General features: G+C 51.1%; 24 protein-coding genes. 11 read left to right on the top strand and 13 right to left on the bottom strand.

Going from position 1 to position 21,110, the window contains the following annotated elements:
- Positions 1–172 precede the first annotated feature (172 nt).
- From ACJJIR_RS00395 to ACJJIR_RS00385, 3 genes are all read right to left on the bottom strand, one after another.
- Positions 173–496: a superinfection immunity protein gene (locus ACJJIR_RS00395; protein WP_444906925.1), complete on the bottom strand. Its 324-nt coding sequence runs from the start codon at positions 494–496 to the stop codon at positions 173–175.
- Between the two features lie 62 nt (positions 497–558).
- Positions 559–1,146, bottom strand: coding sequence for a hypothetical protein (locus ACJJIR_RS00390; RefSeq protein ID WP_444906924.1), 588 nt, complete (start codon positions 1,144–1,146; stop codon positions 559–561).
- On the bottom strand, positions 1,143–1,646 hold the full coding sequence (locus ACJJIR_RS00385) for an RNA polymerase sigma factor (protein ID WP_444906923.1): 504 nt from the start codon (positions 1,644–1,646) through the stop codon (positions 1,143–1,145). The genes ACJJIR_RS00390 and ACJJIR_RS00385 overlap by 4 nt, the downstream gene beginning before the upstream one ends.
- Positions 1,647–1,820: 174 nt before the next feature.
- Here ACJJIR_RS00385 and ACJJIR_RS00380 point away from each other — a divergent pair, with 174 nt between their 5' ends.
- From ACJJIR_RS00380 to ACJJIR_RS00370, 3 genes are all read left to right on the top strand, one after another.
- Positions 1,821–2,264 carry a MarR family winged helix-turn-helix transcriptional regulator gene (locus tag ACJJIR_RS00380; protein WP_444906922.1) on the top strand — a complete coding sequence of 148 codons (444 nt, stop codon included), beginning with the start codon at positions 1,821–1,823 and terminating at the stop codon, positions 2,262–2,264.
- Between the two features lie 264 nt (positions 2,265–2,528).
- The gene (locus ACJJIR_RS00375; RefSeq protein ID WP_444906921.1) at positions 2,529–2,951 is read left to right on the top strand and encodes an organic hydroperoxide resistance protein; all 423 of its coding nucleotides are present in this window, start codon (positions 2,529–2,531) and stop codon (positions 2,949–2,951) included.
- Positions 2,952–2,981: 30 nt separating this feature from the next.
- Entirely contained in the window at positions 2,982–4,001 is a 1,020-nt protein-coding gene (locus ACJJIR_RS00370; RefSeq protein WP_444906920.1) for an alpha/beta hydrolase, read from the top strand.
- A gap of 42 nt (positions 4,002–4,043) precedes the next feature.
- Here the strand turns inward: ACJJIR_RS00370 and ACJJIR_RS00365 are convergent, their stop codons facing one another.
- The 5 genes from ACJJIR_RS00365 to hutI form a co-directional block, all read right to left on the bottom strand.
- Positions 4,044–4,445 (bottom strand): RidA family protein, encoded by a 402-nt coding sequence (locus ACJJIR_RS00365; protein WP_444906919.1) that lies wholly within the window; start codon positions 4,443–4,445, stop codon positions 4,044–4,046.
- 62 nt (positions 4,446–4,507) lie between these two features.
- Complete coding sequence (locus tag ACJJIR_RS00360; RefSeq protein WP_444908450.1) at positions 4,508–5,308, bottom strand: LysR family transcriptional regulator; 801 nt, start codon at positions 5,306–5,308, stop codon at positions 4,508–4,510.
- A 172-nt stretch (positions 5,309–5,480) separates the two neighbouring features.
- Positions 5,481–6,443: a formimidoylglutamase gene (hutG, locus tag ACJJIR_RS00355; protein WP_444906918.1), complete on the bottom strand. Its 963-nt coding sequence runs from the start codon at positions 6,441–6,443 to the stop codon at positions 5,481–5,483.
- Between the two features lie 287 nt (positions 6,444–6,730).
- A complete protein-coding gene (locus ACJJIR_RS00350) occupies positions 6,731–7,846 on the bottom strand; it encodes a heparan-alpha-glucosaminide N-acetyltransferase domain-containing protein (RefSeq protein ID WP_444906917.1) in 1,116 nt (371 codons plus the stop codon).
- 481 nt (positions 7,847–8,327) lie between these two features.
- Entirely contained in the window at positions 8,328–9,557 is a 1,230-nt protein-coding gene (gene hutI / locus ACJJIR_RS00345) for an imidazolonepropionase (protein ID WP_413663744.1), read from the bottom strand.
- 187 nt (positions 9,558–9,744) lie between these two features.
- Here hutI and hutC point away from each other — a divergent pair, with 187 nt between their 5' ends.
- The 6 genes from hutC to ACJJIR_RS00315 all read left to right on the top strand — a co-directional run bounded on the left by hutC (position 9,745) and on the right by ACJJIR_RS00315 (position 15,664).
- A complete protein-coding gene (gene hutC / locus ACJJIR_RS00340) occupies positions 9,745–10,455 on the top strand; it encodes a histidine utilization transcriptional repressor HutC (protein ID WP_282930784.1) in 711 nt (236 codons plus the stop codon).
- Between the two features lie 89 nt (positions 10,456–10,544).
- A complete protein-coding gene (gene hutU / locus ACJJIR_RS00335; RefSeq protein WP_444906916.1) occupies positions 10,545–12,221 on the top strand; it encodes a urocanate hydratase in 1,677 nt (558 codons plus the stop codon).
- 267 nt (positions 12,222–12,488) lie between these two features.
- Complete coding sequence (hutH, locus tag ACJJIR_RS00330; RefSeq protein WP_444906915.1) at positions 12,489–14,039, top strand: histidine ammonia-lyase; 1,551 nt, start codon at positions 12,489–12,491, stop codon at positions 14,037–14,039.
- Between the two features lie 280 nt (positions 14,040–14,319).
- The gene (locus tag ACJJIR_RS00325; RefSeq protein ID WP_282930781.1) at positions 14,320–14,652 is read left to right on the top strand and encodes a hypothetical protein; all 333 of its coding nucleotides are present in this window, start codon (positions 14,320–14,322) and stop codon (positions 14,650–14,652) included.
- A 95-nt stretch (positions 14,653–14,747) separates the two neighbouring features.
- Positions 14,748–15,248, top strand: coding sequence for a hypothetical protein (locus ACJJIR_RS00320; RefSeq protein ID WP_444906914.1), 501 nt, complete (start codon positions 14,748–14,750; stop codon positions 15,246–15,248).
- 239 nt (positions 15,249–15,487) lie between these two features.
- On the top strand, positions 15,488–15,664 hold the full coding sequence (locus ACJJIR_RS00315) for a hypothetical protein (RefSeq protein ID WP_413663747.1): 177 nt from the start codon (positions 15,488–15,490) through the stop codon (positions 15,662–15,664).
- Between the two features lie 40 nt (positions 15,665–15,704).
- Here ACJJIR_RS00315 and pyk read toward each other — a convergent pair whose 3' ends face one another.
- Positions 15,705–17,141 carry a pyruvate kinase gene (gene pyk, locus ACJJIR_RS00310; protein WP_282930778.1) on the bottom strand — a complete coding sequence of 479 codons (1,437 nt, stop codon included), beginning with the start codon at positions 17,139–17,141 and terminating at the stop codon, positions 15,705–15,707.
- A gap of 177 nt (positions 17,142–17,318) precedes the next feature.
- Between pyk and ACJJIR_RS00305 the strand changes: the two genes are divergently transcribed.
- Positions 17,319–17,792, top strand: a complete 474-nt coding sequence (locus tag ACJJIR_RS00305) for an META domain-containing protein (RefSeq protein ID WP_413663749.1) — start codon at positions 17,319–17,321, stop codon at positions 17,790–17,792.
- 64 nt (positions 17,793–17,856) lie between these two features.
- Positions 17,857–18,417, top strand: coding sequence for an META domain-containing protein (locus tag ACJJIR_RS00300; protein WP_282930776.1), 561 nt, complete (start codon positions 17,857–17,859; stop codon positions 18,415–18,417).
- Positions 18,418–18,507: 90 nt separating this feature from the next.
- Here the strand turns inward: ACJJIR_RS00300 and smrA are convergent, their stop codons facing one another.
- From smrA to secB, 4 genes are all read right to left on the bottom strand, one after another.
- Positions 18,508–19,095: a DNA endonuclease SmrA gene (gene smrA / locus ACJJIR_RS00295; RefSeq protein WP_444892318.1), complete on the bottom strand. Its 588-nt coding sequence runs from the start codon at positions 19,093–19,095 to the stop codon at positions 18,508–18,510.
- Positions 19,096–19,113: 18 nt separating this feature from the next.
- Positions 19,114–19,977: an SDR family oxidoreductase gene (locus ACJJIR_RS00290; RefSeq protein WP_282930774.1), complete on the bottom strand. Its 864-nt coding sequence runs from the start codon at positions 19,975–19,977 to the stop codon at positions 19,114–19,116.
- Positions 19,970–20,422, bottom strand: coding sequence for an acyl-CoA thioesterase (locus tag ACJJIR_RS00285; RefSeq protein WP_282930773.1), 453 nt, complete (start codon positions 20,420–20,422; stop codon positions 19,970–19,972). Before ACJJIR_RS00285 ends, ACJJIR_RS00290 begins: the two co-directional genes overlap by 8 nt.
- Positions 20,423–20,555: 133 nt before the next feature.
- Positions 20,556–21,047 carry a protein-export chaperone SecB gene (secB, locus tag ACJJIR_RS00280; protein ID WP_282930772.1) on the bottom strand — a complete coding sequence of 164 codons (492 nt, stop codon included), beginning with the start codon at positions 21,045–21,047 and terminating at the stop codon, positions 20,556–20,558.
- Between the last annotated feature and the right edge of the window lie 63 nt (positions 21,048–21,110).

Raw genomic sequence — 21,110 nt, 5'->3', positions numbered from 1 at the left:
GAGGAGGCGAACTATACGGACTTCGGATGGGCTCCGCAAGCACTTCTTGTAGGAAATTTTCAAAACGGCTTTTGGTTAAAAATCGCACTAAAGATAATCAGCACTTGGGTGTAGGTAATCATCAGAGGTTATTCAGCTACTTAAAGAAGTAACCCCTATTTCAAACATCCACTCATTTACTTATAGGCTTACCAGCGGCAGGGCGTTCTCCCTGCACACCTGCGCACTCACTTACTTCTCCTTTCTTGCTACGTATTTTTCCGGTAACAGCCCAAGCCAGTAACGCAAACCATGCCAACCAGGAAAGACCGGCGGGAACATTAGCTACTAAGATCTTTCCGAAGTGCTTCCGATTGAGGAAAAAGGCAATCAATGCAGGAAGAAACCAGAAAACAAGAAGAAAACAAGAAACAGGAAAGCTTTGAGTAGATTTAACTCGCTTAGAAACGCTGAAAAACCACTTAGCAATTGCTCCATATCTGTAAACATTATTCAATCCTTCGTTTTATATGTATTCCCCTTTGTAGTCCCGTCAGGATTTTTTTCTTTACAGTTAATTTATAAATTTTCCTGGAAGCTAGTTAATACTCTCTCTTCTTTTTCTGTACGCCGATAAATATAAAAACTATATAAAGCGAGAGCTACAACCAACCCAGACAATACTATGAGTGCTTCTTGAGGATTACGGACCAAAGGTTCCGTCGCTCCACGAAGAAACCTGCTAAGTTCCCACAAACTGATAATAAATATTTGCAGGACCAGGAATAACCAGCTGAAATAAACTTCTCGACGTTTTCGCCTAAGCCTCAGCAGACCTAATTCAACATAAGCTTTTGCCGATTCTTCTAGTGGGGCCCATAGACCTCGCCGATTAACTGTCGAAAATACTATTGCCGAAACGAGCGTCGCAATAACAAAAGCTACTCGGTACATGGTATCTGGGTAGTTCTTCGCAAGAATTACTCCTAGCAAATAGATAATCCCAGCTATTGCAAAAAGATATTCAAAAGCGACCACCAATCGCATTCGTCGCTCCTGGCGACGCACCCAATTCAGCGCTGTAATTGGGATTTCTGCGCTGGTCTGTTGCCCCTTCCAGATACTTTCCAGCTCTAGCCACTGTTTTTCTGTGTCTGATTCATTCATTTTTCACTTCCCAAAAGGCAGATATTGAGACACTCTTTTGCCCGGTTGAGCCGCACTGCAATATTGGACTCGGTAATACCCAGAACTTCAGAGATTTCCGCATAGCTCAGGCCTTCCAGGCGAAGAGTCAATGTCTGCCGGAGTCCTAAGGGTAATTTCTGCACTGCACGAACCAGCTGTTCAGACTTGCGTTCGGCTACCAATCGCTCTACGGGGCCCGGCTGGTGGTCCTCAAGCTCCAGTAATTCATCATCACTCCCATGATAAGGTTTTCTACGGGTCAGCTCGGTCACACAGCGGTTATGTGCGATACGATATACAAAGGTTTTTAAGCTGGCATCACCGCGAAATGTCGGCAGGGCCCGCCAGAGTCCCAGCCAGATTTCCTGTAACAGATCATCATGCTCGGCTTTTGATCGCACATAGCTATGTACCAGCCGGGAAACCCCTTCGGTATATTCCGTAGTCGCTTGTTGAAATAATTGATCCCGTAATTCCACCGGCCACTCCATCGTCTATGCAAATTACTGTACCGGCTTCAAATAAAACCTTACAAAAAGTTTCGCTGCTCTCGATTGGCAGTATGTGTCGGTTCTGGAACAATGAAGGAGCGTGGTAAGTCCATACTTGCGCTACACTGGCGCAAAACTGCCACCGGTAAGTAGGGTGTGCCTATGGCCAAGTCCATAAACGAAGACCAAAAACTCGATAACCAACTTTGCTTTAGCCTGTATTCTGCCTCCCTGGCAATGAGCAAAATGTACAAGCCTCTATTGGAGACACTGGGAATAACCTATCCCCAATACTTGATGATGCTGGTACTCTGGGAAGACGACGGAATCACCGCTACGGAGCTGAGTCTGCGGCTCGGCCAGGATAAGGGTGCCCTAACGCCAGTTATCAAACGACTGGAGAATCAAAAGCTGATTAACCGCCACCGAGATCCGGAGGACGAGCGTCGAGTCATTATCGAGCTGACTGATGCCGGTAGGTCGATGCAAAAAGAGGCTTCTTCAATTCCCACTCAGGTGCTGAATGCCTGTGGCTTGAATCCTCAGTCTGCACGGGCGCTAAAGACGCAAATAGAGGCGCTTCGCCAATATTTAGCGAACCCCTAATCTTTCCCTCTTTTATCGCCCCGCCATTAGCGGGGCCCCGCTTTGACTCCATTTGTTATAGCTATCACCCTTATAGAGATATTTAATTATCGCAATAACAGTTATCGCAATAACTTTATATGGCGCCCAAGCTGACGCGCTGTTTAGAAGCTGACTTAGAAATCCGGACTACTACCCCCAGCTCAATAAATCCAGCGGGAAAAGGACTGGACTCCATTCCAGGCGGCTTCTGACAGACAAACACACATCAATGAGGACAGGTTAATGCAAACAGTTTACACCGCAGTAGCAACCGCAAATGGCGGCCGTGATGGCGAAGCTCAATCATCAGATGGAAAGTTAAGCGTCAAGCTCAGTATTCCCAAAGAGCTTGGCGGCCCCGGTGGCGATGGCACCAACCCAGAGCAACTGTTTGCTGCGGGTTACTCTGCCTGCTTTATTGGCGCTCTTAAGTTTGTCGCCGGTAAAGAGAAAGTAAAAGTCCCGGAAGAAACCACTGTGCGCGCTGAAGTTGGAATCGGTCCCCAGGGTAAGGGGTTCGGTCTGGATATTGACCTCTACATCGATCTTCCTGGCCTGGATCAGGCGACGGCAGAAAAAATTGCCAACACCGCTCACGATGAGGTTTGCCCTTATTCTAATGCAACCCGAGGCAATGTTGATGTGCGCCTGCACATATCCGCTTAAGCAACCGGTAGAGAATTGAAGGTATCCGTTATGAATGGCTTAAAAATTTCCAAGCTGGCACTACCCCTTTTCTTTGCTCTTGGCATGGCTTCTGCGTCTGCTTCTATTTCCCCTGGTGTGGAGAAAAATACCCAGGGATTCCTTCAAGCACTGGCGCAAGGTGGCGGCAAACCCATTGAGCAACTATCACCAAAAGATGCCCGCGCCGTCCTGGTCGGAGCCCAAGAGGGTGCGCAACTGCCGCCCGCTGAAGTCAGCAAGAAAACCATTAGGGTTAATGGCGAAAAGCTGGAACTGACTATCGTTAAACCGAAAAACACCCGGGGCCAGATTCCCGCCTTTATGTATTTCCACGGCGGAGGCTGGGTCTTGGGTGACTACCCAACTCACGAACGCTTGATCCGCGATCTGGTTCAACGCTCCGGCGCCGCTGCGGTATATGTGGATTACACCCCATCTCCAGAGGCCAAGTACCCGACTGCAATTAACCAGGCTTATGCGGCTACCCAGTGGGTCGCGGAGAATGGCGAAAAGATCGGTGTCGACGGGTCCCGTCTTGCCGTGGCCGGTAACAGTGTCGGTGGCAATATGGCAGCCGTGGTTGCCTTGATGGCGAAAGAGAAAGGAACACCGGATCTGCAATTCCAACTGCTGCTCTGGCCGGTTACCGATGCCAACTTCAACAACGCTTCTTACAAGCAGTTCGCCCAGGATCACTTCCTGACACGGGATATGATGAAGTGGTTCTGGGATAACTACACTACCGACCCCAAACAGCGCAACGAGATCTATGCTTCACCTCTGCGCGCAAGCAAATCCCAGTTGGTCGGCTTGCCTCCCGCTCTGGTGCAGACTGCTGAGATGGATGTGCTGAGAGATGAAGGGGAAGCTTACGCCCGCAAACTTAACGAAGCTGGTGTGACCGTAACCGCTGTTCGCTATAACGGCATGATTCACGACTACGGCCTACTAAATGCCCTGAGTGACGTGCCCGCAGTGCAGGATGCTCTTGATCAAGCAGGCTCCGAGCTTAGGGAACACCTCAAGTAAAACTTAAAAGCCCTGCAATGCGGGGCTTTTTTATTCAGGTACTTAAAGCAGCGTTTTAGCCACTGCCTCAATTTCTATCAATGTCTCTGGCGACGCCAGGGATGTGACTCCCACTCCCGTGATTGCCGGGCGAGTAGTACCCAAATATTTAGATAGCACAGGGACTATTTCCCCCAGATGCTCACTAACTTCTCCACGCACATAGATACGTAACTGCAAAAGGTTCTCTACCGACGATCCGGCCTCATCCAGTACTGTCAATAAGTTTTGCATGGCGCTTTCCACCTGAGCACCAACCCCTTTGTTTTTAACTTCACAATTACTATCCCAATCCACCTGACCCGATACAAATACCAAGCCTGTTTTGGTATCGACTCGGGCGTGGGATAGGCAGGAAGAACTGCCATCATAAAGTGAAGAAGGATTAATATTCAGAATACTCATAACAGGCCTGTACGCTTTCTAGCTTTTGAAAAAATCATAGTAGAAAGGCAGCTTTGCCAAAGCTATGGATCATTTTCCACTCGGGGATGAAAGGCGGCTACAACTTCGTAGCCAGGTGGGTACTTGTCCAAGGTAATTTCCACCAAGCCCTCACAAGGCATCAATCTAGAGGTAATAAAGGCCAGGGTATCTGTCCTTTTCAAAAACTCCTGGGCTATATAAAAAGAGGGCGCCGAAACAACAATCTCTCTTTTTAGACCTTGCCCCTCTAGCCAACGATCGGCTGAACCGCGCAAGCCTCCAACCCCTGGCGATGTAATCACAAAATCAGATTGCATCAACTGACCAATAGGGACCAACTCATCTAAACTATACATAGGATTAGCCGATACACAGACATAACGCTCATTAAAGAGCACCTGTGTATTAATTCCATCAGGCACATACCCCGTTGATGTGAAAGCTAAGTCAATTTCTCCCTGATGCATTTTCTGGGTGAGCGAGACGCTTTCAATATTAGTGACAATAAATTTCACTTTCGGCGCATATTGCCTGACCCTTTGGATCAACTCGGCAACAACCACTTTTTGCGCGTAATCTGTTGCAGAAATCACCAGAGTTCGGGAAGTCTGGCTTGAGTCAAGTGAGCCCGGGACAGGAATCTCACTGAGTAACGTCAGCACCTGTCGAATCTGTGGCTCTATAAATTTTGCATAACTGGTGGGAGCCATCCCATGCCCTGTACGCACAAATAGATCATCCCCAACTATTTTTCTAATCTTTTTCAGCTGCAAACTGACAGCTTGCTGCGAAACCTGCAGATGCTCTGCGGCAAGGGAGATACTTTCAACCCTGAATAGTATTTCCAGGGTTTTTAACTGATTGATTTCAAGATCTTTGATTATATCAACTGCAAAAGCGGAGCTTTCTGCCAGTCACTTACGGCTGTGGATAAAGCTTAAAATAGTGGTTTCTAATACTGAAGTTAACGCGACCTCCAAAGCCATAGTGGCCGCGCTGTATTATTAAAAATACTCAGGGAATTTTTCTGGCCGCACGATTTGCAATTTGAAATCCCAGGCGGGCCGCGGTACGCGCACCATGATCCTCAATATCGAAATAAGGATTAAATTCAGCGATATCCGCCAAACAAACTTTATTGGATTCCAAAACGGTATCCAGCAAGACTTCCAGAAACTCCATGGAAACCCCCCTGCCAGAGGGGGCACTTACTGCAGGCATTACTGCCGCCGGCAATACATCCAGACATACCGTTAAATAGACAAAATCCACCTTTTCGATAAAGTCGCGGATTCGCGCCTGAACTGTATTCAGATTCCAGCTACTGATTTCACGGTCCCGAATAACCTGGGCACCCAGCTCATCAGCTCTCTGGTAGAGAGCAGGTGTGTTGGCGTTATCCGCCGCACCTACACAGAGATAATTAAATTCGCGACCATTTATCCTGCACTGCTCCGCAATCTGGAAAAATGGCGTGCCCGATGACCCCTTTGGCGCAGGAGTGCGTAAATCCAAATGCGCATCAAAATTGATAATACCCAGGCTGCTCTCGCGGTGATGCTCGCGCATCCAGCGGGCAATCCCCTGATAACTGCCAAAAGCAATTTCATGGCCGCCTCCCAATACCAGTGGAAAGTGACCGGCACCGAGCAACTCATTGATACGGGCACCCAATAGCGATTGGGCAGACTCCAAGTCTTCCCGTTCGACCCTGACGTTACCCGCATCGTATAAGGGCGCATCAAAAGTTGCCGGCAAATTCGCCATGGCCAAACGCAATATTCTCGGTCCTTTGGCCGCGCCAATTCGCCCTTTATTTCGACGCACACCCTCATCAGAAGCGAAGCCGAGAACAGTCAGGCCGGGAGGGTCATCCAATTGCAAAGGAGAAATCCGCTGGTGCCAGCGCTCACCTGCACGTCCATCCTCAGAGTCGGTGCGACCACTCCATAACTGCATATCAGCAAGTTGTAACATCAATACCTCCGAGGAAGATCTTTATTGGCTTCAAGCCCCCACTTTGTAGGCAAGTTGAACCGGAATATCCATTGGCCGTGCGCAATATGCGCGCGCAAACCTTCGCACAGTGGGCTGTGGGAACTGTAAAGCCCCAACGCGAGAGCTGCCGATACTTTTGGAAGTAGACGATCAAGCAATGCCCTCTGCGAGTACCTTAAAATATGTCACGGAAAAGAAGCATTTAAGTTGCGCTTCTATAACACTAACGCGCCGCATTTTTCAACAGCACGTGTTGCATGTCGGTACTATACCGCAGACGCTGCAGGCTGCTCCATAGCTTTCCCTTTGTGGGAACGGAAATTAACCCAAGCTCGAGTCCCGATATGAGAAAGCAGGAGTACGATAAACATTGCTGTTAATGTACTGGCCATACCAAGCTGCTGGGAACCAACTAACATTAATCCCCATCCAATTATCAACCACTGAGCAATATAGAACGGAGTTATGTTTTTACCCCAAAACACCATTACGTCAATGAGCTTTCTGTTCTTTACTTTGTTTAAGAGGAAATTACTAATCCAAAGCCAAAGGAAAGTATAGCCAATAAGCAGAATAATTAGACCTGGGCCACCTCTCATGTTTTCGGCAAAAAAGTATTGCGTATTCAACATGATTAGAAGGCCACCTATGCTCATTAGGGCTAAGCCAATCCATATGCTGCGTGAGAACAATGCATCTATATTTTTTGTATTTTTAAACCAGTAGCCAACTGCCATGCCTGCGAGGGGATAGGCAAGCCAGGAAAATAACGGGAACATTACCCCTTCGCGCTTATTGCCAAAAAACAACTGTAAAATTTCGTCAATAACAACGGAGTTACTGCCGATATCCCAGACGAGTGAGGAGCCGAATGCTACGATAGCTGCCGCAGCGAGCCAGTATATAGGATGAGGCAAGAAGTGCCTGACTAGTGCACAAATAGCAAGCGCAAGGCCAGCAAACTGGAAAATATCTACCATAAGAAATTCACTCAGCGGTGTGTATTCTCCCAGTTGCTCTTGTGTCACAAGGCCAAACTGTAAAGAAAGCCACATAGGCACTGTGCCACGGGCGAAATTAAGTAAATACCCTATTGCAAAAAGACCAGCAGCACGAAACAAATCCTGTTTCAGACTCGGCTTCGAACTATAGCCAATGAAAATACCCATAATCAGCATAAACACTGAAGCTGCCGGAGTTCCCGCAGATACCTGGATAGCAACACCAATAGCACTGTCTGCCACGTCTGTTCGTCCATAATGATATAAGACGTGAATAGCAATCATAAACAGTACGGCAATGCCTCGGGTCAGATCAAAGGCCAAAATACGAGGATTTTCTTGCGGGAGCACCACTGCTCCTGAAAGACTGGAATTACTCATTTTCAAGAGCTCCTAGCTTTAGAGTAATGAATTTAGTGTGCATTAACTGATATAGAGATATTGCAAAGGCAAGATGCACTTCCTGTGAAAATGTAAGGTATACAAAAAGCCTTATTACTTATTTATCGGTTACAGCCCCCTGATCATTAATGTTAAGAGGGGACCGTTTATTTATTCCGATTGTAAATCTAAAGAGGCTTACAGTTTATAAGTATGCCCTATTTATCAGCCAACGCTGTGACATTGGTTAGCAGTATCAAAAAGTGTCGCCCATTGTAAATACAAAGCGGCACTCATGAACTAAAAATAAAGCCCTCGATAGATACTAAATAGAGATCAACATTCCAATTCTCAGATAATAATGGGCGCAAAAACCTTATAAAAATTGTTGATAATATTGTTGCTCATTTAGCACCAACTTATCCTTATTTCCGATATACATCCACCCTAAGAATCAACTTACCCGATTCTCAGTTGCATATCAGCAAGCTGTAACATCGCGCCCCTCCAGGAAAATTCTTGCAGGCTTTAAAGCGCCAACTTCATAAGCGAGCTGATCCGGGGTATCCATCGGCCAAAGAACAATATCTGCTCGCAGCCCCTCGCGCAGTACACCGCGAGAACAGCACAAACCCAATGCCCGAGCGGCTGCACGGGTAACACCTGCGAGAGCTTCTGCCGGAGTTAAGCCAAACAGCTGACAACCCATATTCATCATCAAACGTAGGGAAGCGATTGGACAACTCCCGGGATTAAGGTCTGTAGCCAATGCCATACAAACCCCCGCCTCGCGTAATTTTTCAATGGGCGGAACCTGGGTTTCGTGCAGCGTATAGAAAGCACCCGGCAGGAGGACGGCCACGGTGCCGCTTTCCGCCATGGCCCGGACATCCGCATCGCTGATGTATTCAATATGATCTACCGATAATGCCCCGGACTTTGCCGCCATTTCAGTAGCCCCTGTACGCGCCAACTGCTCGGCGTGCACTTTTACTGGCAGGTCCAGTTTTTTCGCTGCATCGATAACTCTCTGGCACTGATCGACAGTAAATCCAATCGTCTCGCAAAACATATCCACGGCATCGGCCAGTTGCTCGCGGGCTACAGCGGGCAATATCTGCTCGCAGATAAGGTCGATATATTCATCGGCACGACCGTCGTATTCCGGTGGCAGAGCGTGAGCTGCCAGACAGGTCGTTACTATTTCCACTGAGTTGTGTTGCGCCAGGCGTCTCGCGGTGCGCAATTGCTTTAGTTCAGTATCCAGGTCCAGGCCATAACCGGATTTAATTTCCACGGTTGTAACGCCTTCGGCCATCAGGGCGTGCAGACGGGGCTCAGCCAACTTATACAGGTTCTCGGCACTGGCACCCCGTGTCGCCCGCACGGTAGAAATAATACCCCCGCCAGAGCGAGCCACTTCTTCGTAACTCTCTCCCCCCAGGCGACGGGCAAACTCCCCTGCGCGATGGCCTCCATATACGAGATGCGTGTGGCAATCGATCAGGCCCGGAGTTGCCCATTGACCTTCGCCATCAACAATGCGGTCTGGGGTGCACTCGGGCAGATCCCGGCGGGGACCAATCCAAACGATCCGACCTTTGGTTACCGCAATTGCAGCATCCTCGATAACACCGTAACCACCGGCAATGGATGGGTCCATTGTGGCGGCATTCAAATTGGTAATCAGCAAATCACAGCGTTCTGACATAAGCTTTTAGCGGCACGCTTTTCCTTTTAAACCATAGATGCTCGGCCCGATGACCGACAAACCAGTAACGGGCAGGATACAGTTCCCCTCATCGACTTGACAGCCCGCAGCAGGGAAACCATAGTAGCCGTAACTATTCTTGTATATACAACAATATACAAGCCACGGAAGCACTGTACCTGAGTCTATGAATACTGCAAGTGAACCCCGATACGCGGCCATCAAGCGCCATATCCGCCAACAAATTGAGTCTGGCGAGTGGCCAATTCACTCCCAGGTGCCCTCGGAGAACCAACTGGCACAGCAATTCAGTGTGAGCCGGATGACCGCAAGGCGGGCACTCACCGAGTTAACCGATGAGCGCGTTCTGATGCGCTCCCAGGGGCTGGGTACTTTTGTCGCCGAGCCGGTGCCCGCCAGCTCACTGTTGGAAGTGCGCAATATCGCCGACGAGATCTCGGCCCGGGGGCACAGTTACAGCAACCGCATTCTGTTAGCTCAGCCCTGTGTCGCCAGCGCCGATGTAGCCCTGGCATTGGAAGTGCCCGAACAGGCAAAAGTGTTTCACTCCATTATTGTGCACTGTGACAACGGCTTGCCGGTGCAGTGGGAAGAGCGGTTTACCAACCCAGCCTTGGCTCCAGATTACCTGGACCAGGACTTCGCCCACACCACCCCCAACGCCTATCTTTCCAAAGTCGCACCGCTGACCGAGGCCGATACAACCGTCGAGGCCATAGCTGCGGAAGCCGCTATCGCCCACGCTCTGGAAATTGCCCCCGGAGATGCGTGCCTCCAGGTTTGGCGGCGCACTAAATGCAGTGCCGGCACCGTGAGCTTCGCGCGCCTGGTTCACCCAGGCAATCGATACCGCCTCGGTGCACAACTGAGATTCTAGTTATTGATTTATCCCGCGCGCCCTGGGAAAAGAAACAATCAAATCCGGGACGTGTGAATTTTTTTACGAGAAAAATTGACGAGGAAGCTATGTCTACCGACAAACGCCACGATCCCAGCCGCAAAATCCGCGCGCCTCGCGGCAGTGAGCTCAATGCCAAAAGCTGGCTCACCGAAGCTCCCCTGCGCATGTTGATGAACAACCTGGACGCCGAGGTAGCTGAACGCCCGGAGGACCTGGTGGTGTACGGTGGTATCGGCCGGGCCGCGCGGGATTGGGAGTGCTACGACAAGATTGTCGAAGTGCTGAAGCGCCTGGAAGACGACGAAACCCTGCTGGTGCAGTCCGGCAAGCCTGTCGGAGTCTTTAAAACCCACGCCGATGCACCCCGGGTATTAATTGCCAACTCCAACCTGGTACCCCACTGGGCCAACTGGGAACACTTTAACGAGCTGGATAAAAAAGGCCTGGCCATGTACGGCCAGATGACTGCCGGCTCTTGGATTTATATCGGCTCCCAAGGCATCGTCCAGGGCACCTATGAAACCTTTGCCGCCGTCGCACGCAAACATTTTAATGGCGAAGCGAAAGGCAAATGGATTCTTACCGGTGGCCTCGGCGGCATGGGTGGCGCTCAGCCACTGGCGGCGACGATGGCTGGTTTCAGCATGATCGCAGTAGAGTGCGACGAAACCCGTATCGACTTCCGTCTGCGCACTGGCTATGTAGACAAAAAAGCCACCAGCCTCGACGAAGCCCTGCAAATGATTGAAGCCGCGATGGAAAAAGGCGAAGCCATTTCCGTTGGCCTGCTGGGCAACGCAGCAGATATTTTCCCGGAAATTGTAAAGCGCAATATTCTGCCGGATTCGGTTACCGACCAGACTTCCGCACACGATCCTTTAAATGGCTACCTGCCCCAGGGCTGGACCATGGAATACGCTGCGGAGATGCGCAAGAAAGATGAAGCCGCAGTAGTAAAGGCAGCCAAACAGTCTATGGCGGTTCAGGTTGAAGCCATGCTGGAGCTGCAAAAGCGCGGAGCCGCAACCCTCGACTACGGCAACAATATTCGTCAGATGGCTCTCGAGGAAGGTGTGGAAAATGCCTTTGATTTCCCCGGCTTTGTACCCGCTTATATTCGCCCGCTGTTCTGCGAAGGTGTCGGTCCTTTCCGCTGGGCGGCCCTGTCCGGCAACCCGGAAGATATCTACAAAACCGATGCCAAGGTTAAAGAACTGATTCCCGACAATCCGCAGCTGCACAACTGGCTCGATATGGCCCGCGAGCGGATTCACTTCCAGGGACTGCCCGCACGTATCTGTTGGGTGGGCCTGAAAGATCGCGCGCGCCTGGCACTGGCATTTAACGAGATGGTAGCCAACGGTGAATTGGAAGCACCGGTAGTGATCGGCCGCGACCACCTCGACAGCGGCTCTGTAGCGAGCCCCAACCGCGAAACTGAAGCCATGATGGATGGTTCCGACGCTGTCTCCGACTGGCCGCTGATGAATGCCCTGCTGAACACTGCCTCCGGCGCTACCTGGGTATCTCTGCATCACGGTGGTGGCGTAGGCATGGGCTTCTCCCAGCACTCTGGTGTGGTCATTGTCTGTGACGGCACCGAAGCTGCGCGCAAACGTATCGAACGGGTTCTCTGGAATGATCCCGCCACCGGCGTAATGCGCCACGCCGATGCCGGTTACGAGATCGCAAAAAAATGTGCAAAAGAGCAGGGCTTGGACCTGCCCATGCTGAACGACTGATTTTTTACCGCAATAAAAATACCGCCGGCGGAAATCTTTTACAGCCCGAATAATTTTTATCGGGCTGCGCCGCCGGCGCCTAACAGGGTGTTGAAAAAGCCTACAGGCGACTTTTTCAAGCCATCTTTGCGGCACATGTCCACAAAGATGGGCACTCAAATCAAGCATTTGCAGTGCTTGATTTTGCGGCAGGCGCTTTCGCACCGCCCGCGCAGGCTGTTTTTCAACAGCCTGCTAAGCAGTAAATATTTTTTGGTGAATGAATTTATGTATCAATTGGAAATCGATCCCGGTCAATTGAGCCTTGCGCAACTGCGCCGCGTAGCCCGCGAGTCGGTGCAGCTGTCCCTGGCGAAAAGCGCCTACCCCGCTATTGAAGCCTCTGCCCACACTGTTGCCCAGGTTATTACCGAAGGGCGCACGGTATACGGAATTAATACCGGTTTTGGTTTATTGGCCAACACCCGTATTGAAAAGCACGACCTGGAAAACCTGCAGCGCGCTATTGTTCTGAGCCATGCCGCCGGTACCGGCAACTTTATGAGTGAAGCCACCGTGCGCCTGCTGATGGTGTTGAAAATCAACTCGCTCGCGCGCGGATTCTCCGGCGTGCGCCCGCAGGTCATCGAAGCTTTAATGCAACTGGTCAATGCCGGTGTCTACCCCGCTATCCCTGAGAAAGGTTCTGTCGGCGCTTCTGGCGATTTGGCGCCGCTGGCTCATATGAGCGTGGTACTTCTCGGTGAAGGGGAAGTATTTATCAAGGGCGAGCGCAAGAGTGCTCACGAAGGCCTCAAAGCCGCGGGACTAGAGCCCATTACCCTGGCCCCCAAAGAGGGCCTCGCCCTGCTAAACGGCACCCAGGCTTCTACCGCCTTTGCCCTGCTCGGCCTGTTCGCCAGTGAAGACTTGTTCGCCGGCGCCCTGGTAACCGGTGCCATTACCCTGGAAGCCGCCAAAGGCTCACGCCGCCCCTTCGATGATCGTATTCACAACGCCCGCGGCCAACAGGCTCAGCGCGACGTAGCGGCAATTTATCGGGACCTGCTTGGTGAAACCAGCCAGATCGGTGATTCCCACCAGTTCTGTGAAAAAGTGCAGGACCCCTACTCCCTGCGCTGTCAACCCCAGGTAATGGGTGCCTGTCTGCAGCAGATGCGCTTCGCTGCCGAAGTATTGTTGGCCGAGGCAAACGGTGTTTCCGATAACCCGCTGGTATTTACCGACGAGGAAAATCCGGATAACTCCGACATTATTTCCGGCGGTAACTTCCACGCGGAGCCTATTGCTATGGTCGCCGACAACCTGGCGCTGGCGTTAGCAGAAATCGGCTCCCTTTCCGAGCGTCGTATGGCGCTGTTGATCGACAGCAACCTATCGGGCCTGCCTCCTTTCCTGGTGGAAAATGGCGGGGTGAACTCCGGCTTTATGATCGCCCAGGTCACCTCAGCGGCGCTTGCCAGTGAGAACAAATCCATGGCGCACCCAGCCTGTGTGGACTCACTGCCCACCTCCGCCAACCAGGAAGACCATGTATCCATGGCCACCTTTGCCGGCCGTCGCCTGCGGGATATGGCCGACAATACCTGTGGCATCCTGGCGGTGGAGCTACTCGCTGCCTGCCAGGGACTGGATTTCCGCGCGCCGTTAAAATCCACGGAAAAACTGGAGGCCGCCAAATCAAAACTTCGCGCCCGAGTACCTTTCTATGACAAGGACCGCTACTTTGCCCCGGATATTGAAGAGGCAAAGCAGTTGCTGAGCAGCGGCGCCTACTTAGAGTCAATAGAACCCAATCTCCTGCCCAGCAGTCACTAGGTTAAAGAGCCTTCACGGCTTGATTCGCGCATTGCGAGAGAATCATTTTTCTCACAATGTGCGAATTTTTAGTGGTTTCACCCGCCTGCCGACCTTACCTTTTTTGACTCCGAACAAGTGGGTCTATCAAATTGAAACTGAACAGTTTCCATCAACCAATACAGACCTACCTCGGTATTCAGCTTTGCTAGAACATTTACTCTGCCTCGTGATGATTCACGCGCCAAAAATGCTAGGCTGAATGTAGAAGTGTTACCCGCCAATAGGTGTGGAGGTCTTGATGAAACCGCTGCCCACTAGATTGCTGCGAGGCTCAGGTTGTGCGCTCGCCATCGCAGCAGGACTGGCTCTGTCGGCCTGTAATGGAACATCCGGCTATCCTTGCGGAGGCAACGATTGTTCCGCCAGTTATTACGGATACAGCCCTTATTACAACAAGACGTATTACAACCTGCGTGGTCGCTATGCCCACTGCCACCCGGATGGCACCTGTCACAATATGCAGCACTGTAACTTCTACTGGGACGGCAACTTTTATCGCCTGAGACCGCCTGCGGTTGTAAATACCCAGTATCAAATTGTCGATCCACCGCCGCGTGCAAGACCTTACTAAACCTGAGATTCTGTGCTCGCCTAGTTGGCGCGCCTAGGGGCTTGGCCCCTGCCGGGCCTCTCCGGGGGGAATTTCCACTTACCGGAGAAAGCACTATGAATAGAGCTGTAAAAACGGTGATTCTCACCGCCACGGTGTGCACAGCCCTAGCCCTGGGTGCCTGTGCCACCGATGGTTACTACACCACCTACACCAGTTACGGTGGCCCTAGTGGAGGGCAAGTCGCTTACACCTCCTCCTACGCTTATCCCTATGCCACGCCCAACTATTACGCTTCGAGTAATATCTATTTAACTTCCTACAGGACACCGGTTTACCAAACCGTTGGTTTCACTCCGGTGAATACTTACTATTACCGCGGTGGCTACGCCAGTTACCGATCCGCATCATTCCGCGGCCACCCTCGCTACCGGGCTCGCTACTACTATCGCGGAATGCCCTACTACAACCGTTTCTATTATCCTCGGTCACCCCACGCCCGCTACCGGGCCCATCACAGAGGCTATAGAAGTTATCACCGCGGCGGTTATCGCGGCTACCGGGGCCATAGAGGCCACTATCGTGTTCGCGGTGGACACCATCGCGGTAGACGCTAACTCCAAGCTTTATTAGGTAACTAACCCCGCTGTAGCAAACCATCAAAAGACGCAGCGGGGTAAGTTAATCGCCAACCTCAGTGCAACCGCCCACTTAAATAGCCTCACCATCCAAGCTCACTGTCGCCACTTTTAACAAATTGGCGCGCTATACATCTCAATGACAGCTATTACCTCTACCCTGAATAAACAAGTTCTTCGGGAATGCGTCACTCACACCACTCAAAGAGGTAACTGCGGTGCAGAAAATACTACTTATTCTGCTTGCCGTGGCCCTGGCGACAGGAGTTGCCGGTTGTTCGACAACCGCGCCCCAGGGAAGCCCAAAGTCATTAACCCTTGACGGTCAGAAGTTTCGCTGTGTTGAGCAGGAATTGGAGACCAAGGTACTGGTTAGATGTGTTCGTGCGGGGTAAGTTATTTGCACTGTAAGAATTTGTAATTTAATCGTTTGTATCAGGGCACGCGGACAATACGCAGGGTATCGGTGTGACCACCAATATCCTGTTGATAACCCCGGGATATCAAAACGAAGTCCCCTGAAATTAGCAGTTCCTGATCCAGCAAATAAGAAATTGCTTTTTGATCTCGCAGCGGGCCGTCCATATTAGAAACATCCATTAATACAGGGTCAACGCCGCTGTAGAGGGCTACACGATTGCAGCACTTCTGGTGCCGACAAAAAGCGTAAATAGGAATTAATGCACATACTCTCGACATCAATAACGCAGTATTTCCAGTTTCGGTCTGGCAAATAATGGCTTTAATTTCTCGGCAATGATTCGCTATGATCATGGCGGCCATGGCGATACACGCATCACCCGCAGGGTAATCGCCGCGAAGGCTTTCCGGCGTGGAATAAATTTTACGGTGTTTTTCTGCCCCAAGAATCACTTCAGCCATATGCTTAACGGTTTCAATAGGATATTCACCTGCCGCTGTCTCAGCAGATAACATTACCGCATCAGTACCATCCAGTACTGCATTGGCCACATCGCAGACTTCTGCTCGAGTAGGTACCGGGCTCGAAATCATCGACTCCATCATTTGTGTCGCAGTAATAACTACCCGATTGAGATAGCGGGCATAGCTGATTAAATGTTTTTGTACTCCCATTAATTCTGCATCACCAATCTCCACGGCGAGATCACCGCGCGCTACCATAATGGCATCACTGGCCAAGATAAGCTTCTCGAGTCGAGCATCATTGGATACCGCTTCAGCCCTTTCAATTTTGGCAATAATATGTGCTGTGCCACCCGCCTCTCTGAGTAACTTTCTCGCTTTGTGAATATCGCGAGCATCGCGAGGGAAAGAAACGGCTAAATAATCTACCTGTAACTCGGCGGCAACTTTGATATCCCGATGGTCTTTTTCTGTCAGTGCCGGCGCAGTAAGGCCACCTCCCTGCTTATTTATTCCCTTTCTATCAGATAACCAGCCACCATTTTCAACTTCAGTTTTTAACGACAAACCAATAATTTTTTTGATGCGCAAACTCAATCGGCCGTCATCCAGTAACAGGCGGTCTCCCTCATTACAGTCTTCTGCGAGTGCTTCATAATCAACCCAGACACCTTCAGGACTGCCACTATCTTTATCCCAATCCGGGTCCAAAATAAATTCTTCACCTTTGCGCAGATATATACGCCCATCAGTGAATTTTCCGACACGAATTTTGGGCCCCTGCAAATCTCCCAGCAGGGCAATATGTCTGCACTGACGCTCGGCTTCCTCGCGGACAAATTTTGCCCGACGCCTGTGATCATCAATTTTTCCATGAGAGAAGTTCAGGCGAACCATATCCACACCGGCCTTGATTAATTGCCGAAGTGTTTCTTCTTTATCGGTAGCTGGACCCAGGGTGGCAACAATTTTGGTGCGCCTGATCATATCGACGACCGTCCTTTAATCGATGGCCAAATACTATTTTTTTACATCAGTGCAAGCATAGCTTGTCACTGCTGTCGTCTCGTCACGGCAGCCAACAACTAAGCTTTTGTGAAAGCCGAAAAGTGGCTGGCTTGGGTGTGGGCTGGAAAAGGGTTTGTGTTTGGGAGTTATTCGTCGATGAGTAGGTTGGTACAAATATGGCTTCTGGGAGCCCTATTAGTTGTCGGCGGATGTCTAACAAACCGAATAGAAGAAGCCCAAGTTGTTCAATCCTCAGGCAGTATGGGAGCAGTCTGTGGTAAGAAGTGGCAGCTGGTGCGCCTGCGCGTCAATGGTGGGGTGGTCGACATCCAGAGGCCTGCGGACTTTACCTTTGTGTGCAATCTCCAAGGCAATGTCATGGGGAGGAGTGGCATAAACACCTATCGGGGAGAGGTGCAGGTAACCGATAACGGGCAGTTACTTTGGGATACCTCCAGCTTTGTCTCTACCAAGATGGGCGGCCCCGAACCCTTGCTGCGGCAAGAGCATGCCTACCTCGGTGCCCTCGCCGCCACTCGCCAGGCATTTACCAAATCGCGCGGGAATCGTTTGATACTTCGTGACCCCTCCGGTGATATCTATATAGAATACGTAAAGGCCGGACCTTGAACGCCGCCACAGAAGACCTGTAAATTTTTAGGTTAAATGTCGCAAAATCAATGAGAACGACATCATGCCACGTCGTGCTTTTTACTTACTACTGAGTATTATCGTATGCAACCTGGTGCTTGCAGGCTGCAGCACCCCCAATCCCCCTATTCCCCAACTCCAACGATCAGCTTGGTCTGCCTGTGAGCACGAGTGGGTGCTATCGAGCTTGTATTACTCCGGGCGCACTTATGACTCAACCCTGAGCTGGAGCAGGTTTTGGCGGGATAGACCCTTTTTCAAATGCGATCAATTTGGTTATGTTAGGGGCAACAGTGGCACCAATCCGTACCTGGGGCGATTTTCTCTCACTAGCAGCGGTGCTTTCACCTGGGAGCGGATTCCCGCTATTGCGCGCATGGGGGGAGCACACCCCAGCGATGAACTGGAGATCGATTACCTCAATGCCCTGAGAAAGTCTGATTTGATTGTTATCGTGGGTAACAAGATGATGATCAGCAATACCGATGGCAGTGCCTATATTGAGTTTGAACAAGTAGACCGCAGCTATCGCCAGGCCCAACCCTATAAAAAAGGCGACCCATTGGGTCGCCAGAATGACAATCAAGAAGAATCAAAAAGATGAGCTTTAGGAGTCTAAAAAAGCACTCTTGAGGGGAAAGCCTCAGCGGCGCATCTTAATTTGCATAAGTGACAGAAAAGTTACAAAAGAACCTTAACGGCGTTTTTGATGTATCTCCAGATTCTCCTGCCGCTTGCGTTCACTCTTTCTCAGCAGCAGATAAGTCGCTCCCAAGCCCCCGTGTTGGGGTTGCGCACTGTGAAAAGCCAATACTTCATGCAGCTGCGGCAACCAGTGATTGATACAGCTTTTCAATAACGCCGGCTGCTTACGCCCCTCACCCTTACCGTGGGTAATCAGGGCACAGCGCACATCCGCTTCAACACAATCACGGATAAATTCCATCACGGCCCTGCGCGCCATCTCCACAGAGTGGCGATGTAAATCTAGGCGCGCATCTATGCTGTATTTGCCCAGGCGCAAATTGCGATAGACCCCGTTTTGCACACCGTCGCGCTTGAATTCCAACGGATCCCATGGCTCTACCAGATCAATATATTCACCGGACAGGGGGTTCATTTCCCGCTCTGTCAGGCGCGTGGCAGCGGCGCGGCGCTCCCGCAACATAGACTCAGATTGCTTCGGCTCCTTGCGCAAATTGACGCGGCGCTCCTGCGCCAGCGGTTTAACGTCTCCCATTTCACCGAGAGCGTCTTTAAATAATTTGCTGTCGCTGCTCACAAATACCCCCTGCCAGCGTCAGTCGAGAAATAAATCCTTGGTTAAATTGTCTGCATTGGCTGGATTGTGGGCATAACCGGTGAAATCCTTCACACCGCGCTCTGCCAACAGCTCTTCATCGATTAGCTGGCGACCGCTCAAGGCGACATCTTTAGTCGTCAGTATCTCGTAGGCCGCATCGGCCATAATTGAGGGCTTGCGGCTCTGCTCAAACATATCGCGACTACCCACCGCAAACTCAATCGCAGCGGTGGCCACCAGTGTGCGCGGCCACAAGGTGTTCACGCTGATCCCCGCCTCACGCAGCTCTTCTGCCAAACCCAGGCTGAGAATGGTCATACCAAATTTTGACAGGGCGTAAGGAGCGAAGGGCCCCAACCACTTGGGCTGGATATTCAGCGGTGGGCACAGGCTGAGGATATGGGCATTGTCAGCTTTCTTCAGGTAGGGAGTCGCCAAGTGGGCGGTGAGATACACCGCGCGACTATTGATACTCTGCATCAGGTCGTAGCGCTTGGGTGGTGTCGACTCAACATTGGTCAGGTTGATCGCGCCCGCATTATTAATCACAGCGTCGATGCCGCCAAATTTTTCGGCAGCCTCCGACATAGCCTGCTCTACTCGCTGCTCATCGCGCACATCCACCTGCAGGGCCAGGGCATTGCCGCCGGCTTTCTCCACTTCCTCCGCCACCGAGAAGATGGTTCCCGGAAGCTTGGGATGTGGTTCTGCCGACTTAGCGGCAATCACAATATTGGCACCATCCGCCGCGCATTTGAGGGCAATCGCCCGGCCGATGCCACGACTGGCACCAGTGATAAAGATGGTCTTGTCCTTAAGCGCCCCTGAATTGTTGGTCAGGGATACAAACTCTTCACTCATTTTTTTCAGCCTCCGGGGCAGTCACTGCCGGACTGTAAATTTCCTTGAAGATCGCCGGCATACGTTTTGGCTTGCCAGTGGAAAGCTCAATGCACACCATCCGCCATTCGGCCCGCAATACCAATGCCTTATCGGCGGCGCGAAACACCTGAAAGCGGCGAGTCATATTCAGACGCCCGTCCACCTCAGTGAGCCAGGTGCCAAACAGCAATTCCTCCCCCTCTCTGGCCGCCAGTATATAGTCATACTCGCCATGACGAATTGCCATTCCCCGGTCAAGCTGCTGATAATTCGTGACATCCAGACCCAGGGCTGCGCTGTGCGCCCAGGCGGTGGCCTCACACCAGCGCACATATTCCGCATTGTTGGCATGACTCAGACCATCCACATGTTCGGCGCCAACCGTCACTTTGGTGATAAATGGGTTTGGCAGATCCCACTGCATAAGCGGCTCCAGGTTTGTGCTGCGGTTGCGAAGGGGCAGTCAGTAAAGCGGAAGCTATCCCCGGGGAGATTACAGATATAAAAAAAGGCCCCGCTAAGGGACCTTTTTATCGTGCCAGCTGGGCTAAAGCGAATTAAGCGTTCGCTTGAGCGCCCTCTGCTTCTTTCTGTGCCTTATCGAGGGCAGCAGCGAACAGAGCGTCGAAGTTCACAGGCGGCAACATCAGTGCCGGGAAAGAACCTTTAACTACTGCGTTATCGATCACTTCGCGAGCGTAGGGGAACAGAATTTGCGGGCAGGCAGTATTCAGGGCCTGGGCCAGCTGTTGACCTTCCAGACCTTTGATACCGAACAGGCCAGCTTGTTTTACTTCCACCAGGAAAGCGGTGTCTTCTTCCAGCTTTACGGTGATAGTCAGGGTCAGAGCCACTTCGTACAGATCGTCTTCGATCTTCGCGGTCTTGGTGTTCAGCTCCTGATTAACCTGGGGCTTCCACTGCTTTTTGAAGACCTCGGCACCCATCGGGGTTTCAAAGGAGAGGTCTTTCAGGTAGATGCGCTGCATCGCAAATTGTACTTGTGGAGCCTCTGCGTTTGCCGCTGCGCCATTTAATTCTTCAGCCATGTTACAGCCTGTTCATTATAAAAAGTTTATTGATGCCTTCCGTGAGAAAGACTCCGGTAATAA

The sequence above is a fragment of the Microbulbifer maximicatervae (SeqCode) genome (genome assembly GCF_052467385.1).
This window is presented reverse-complemented; position numbering and strand designations above follow the sequence as displayed.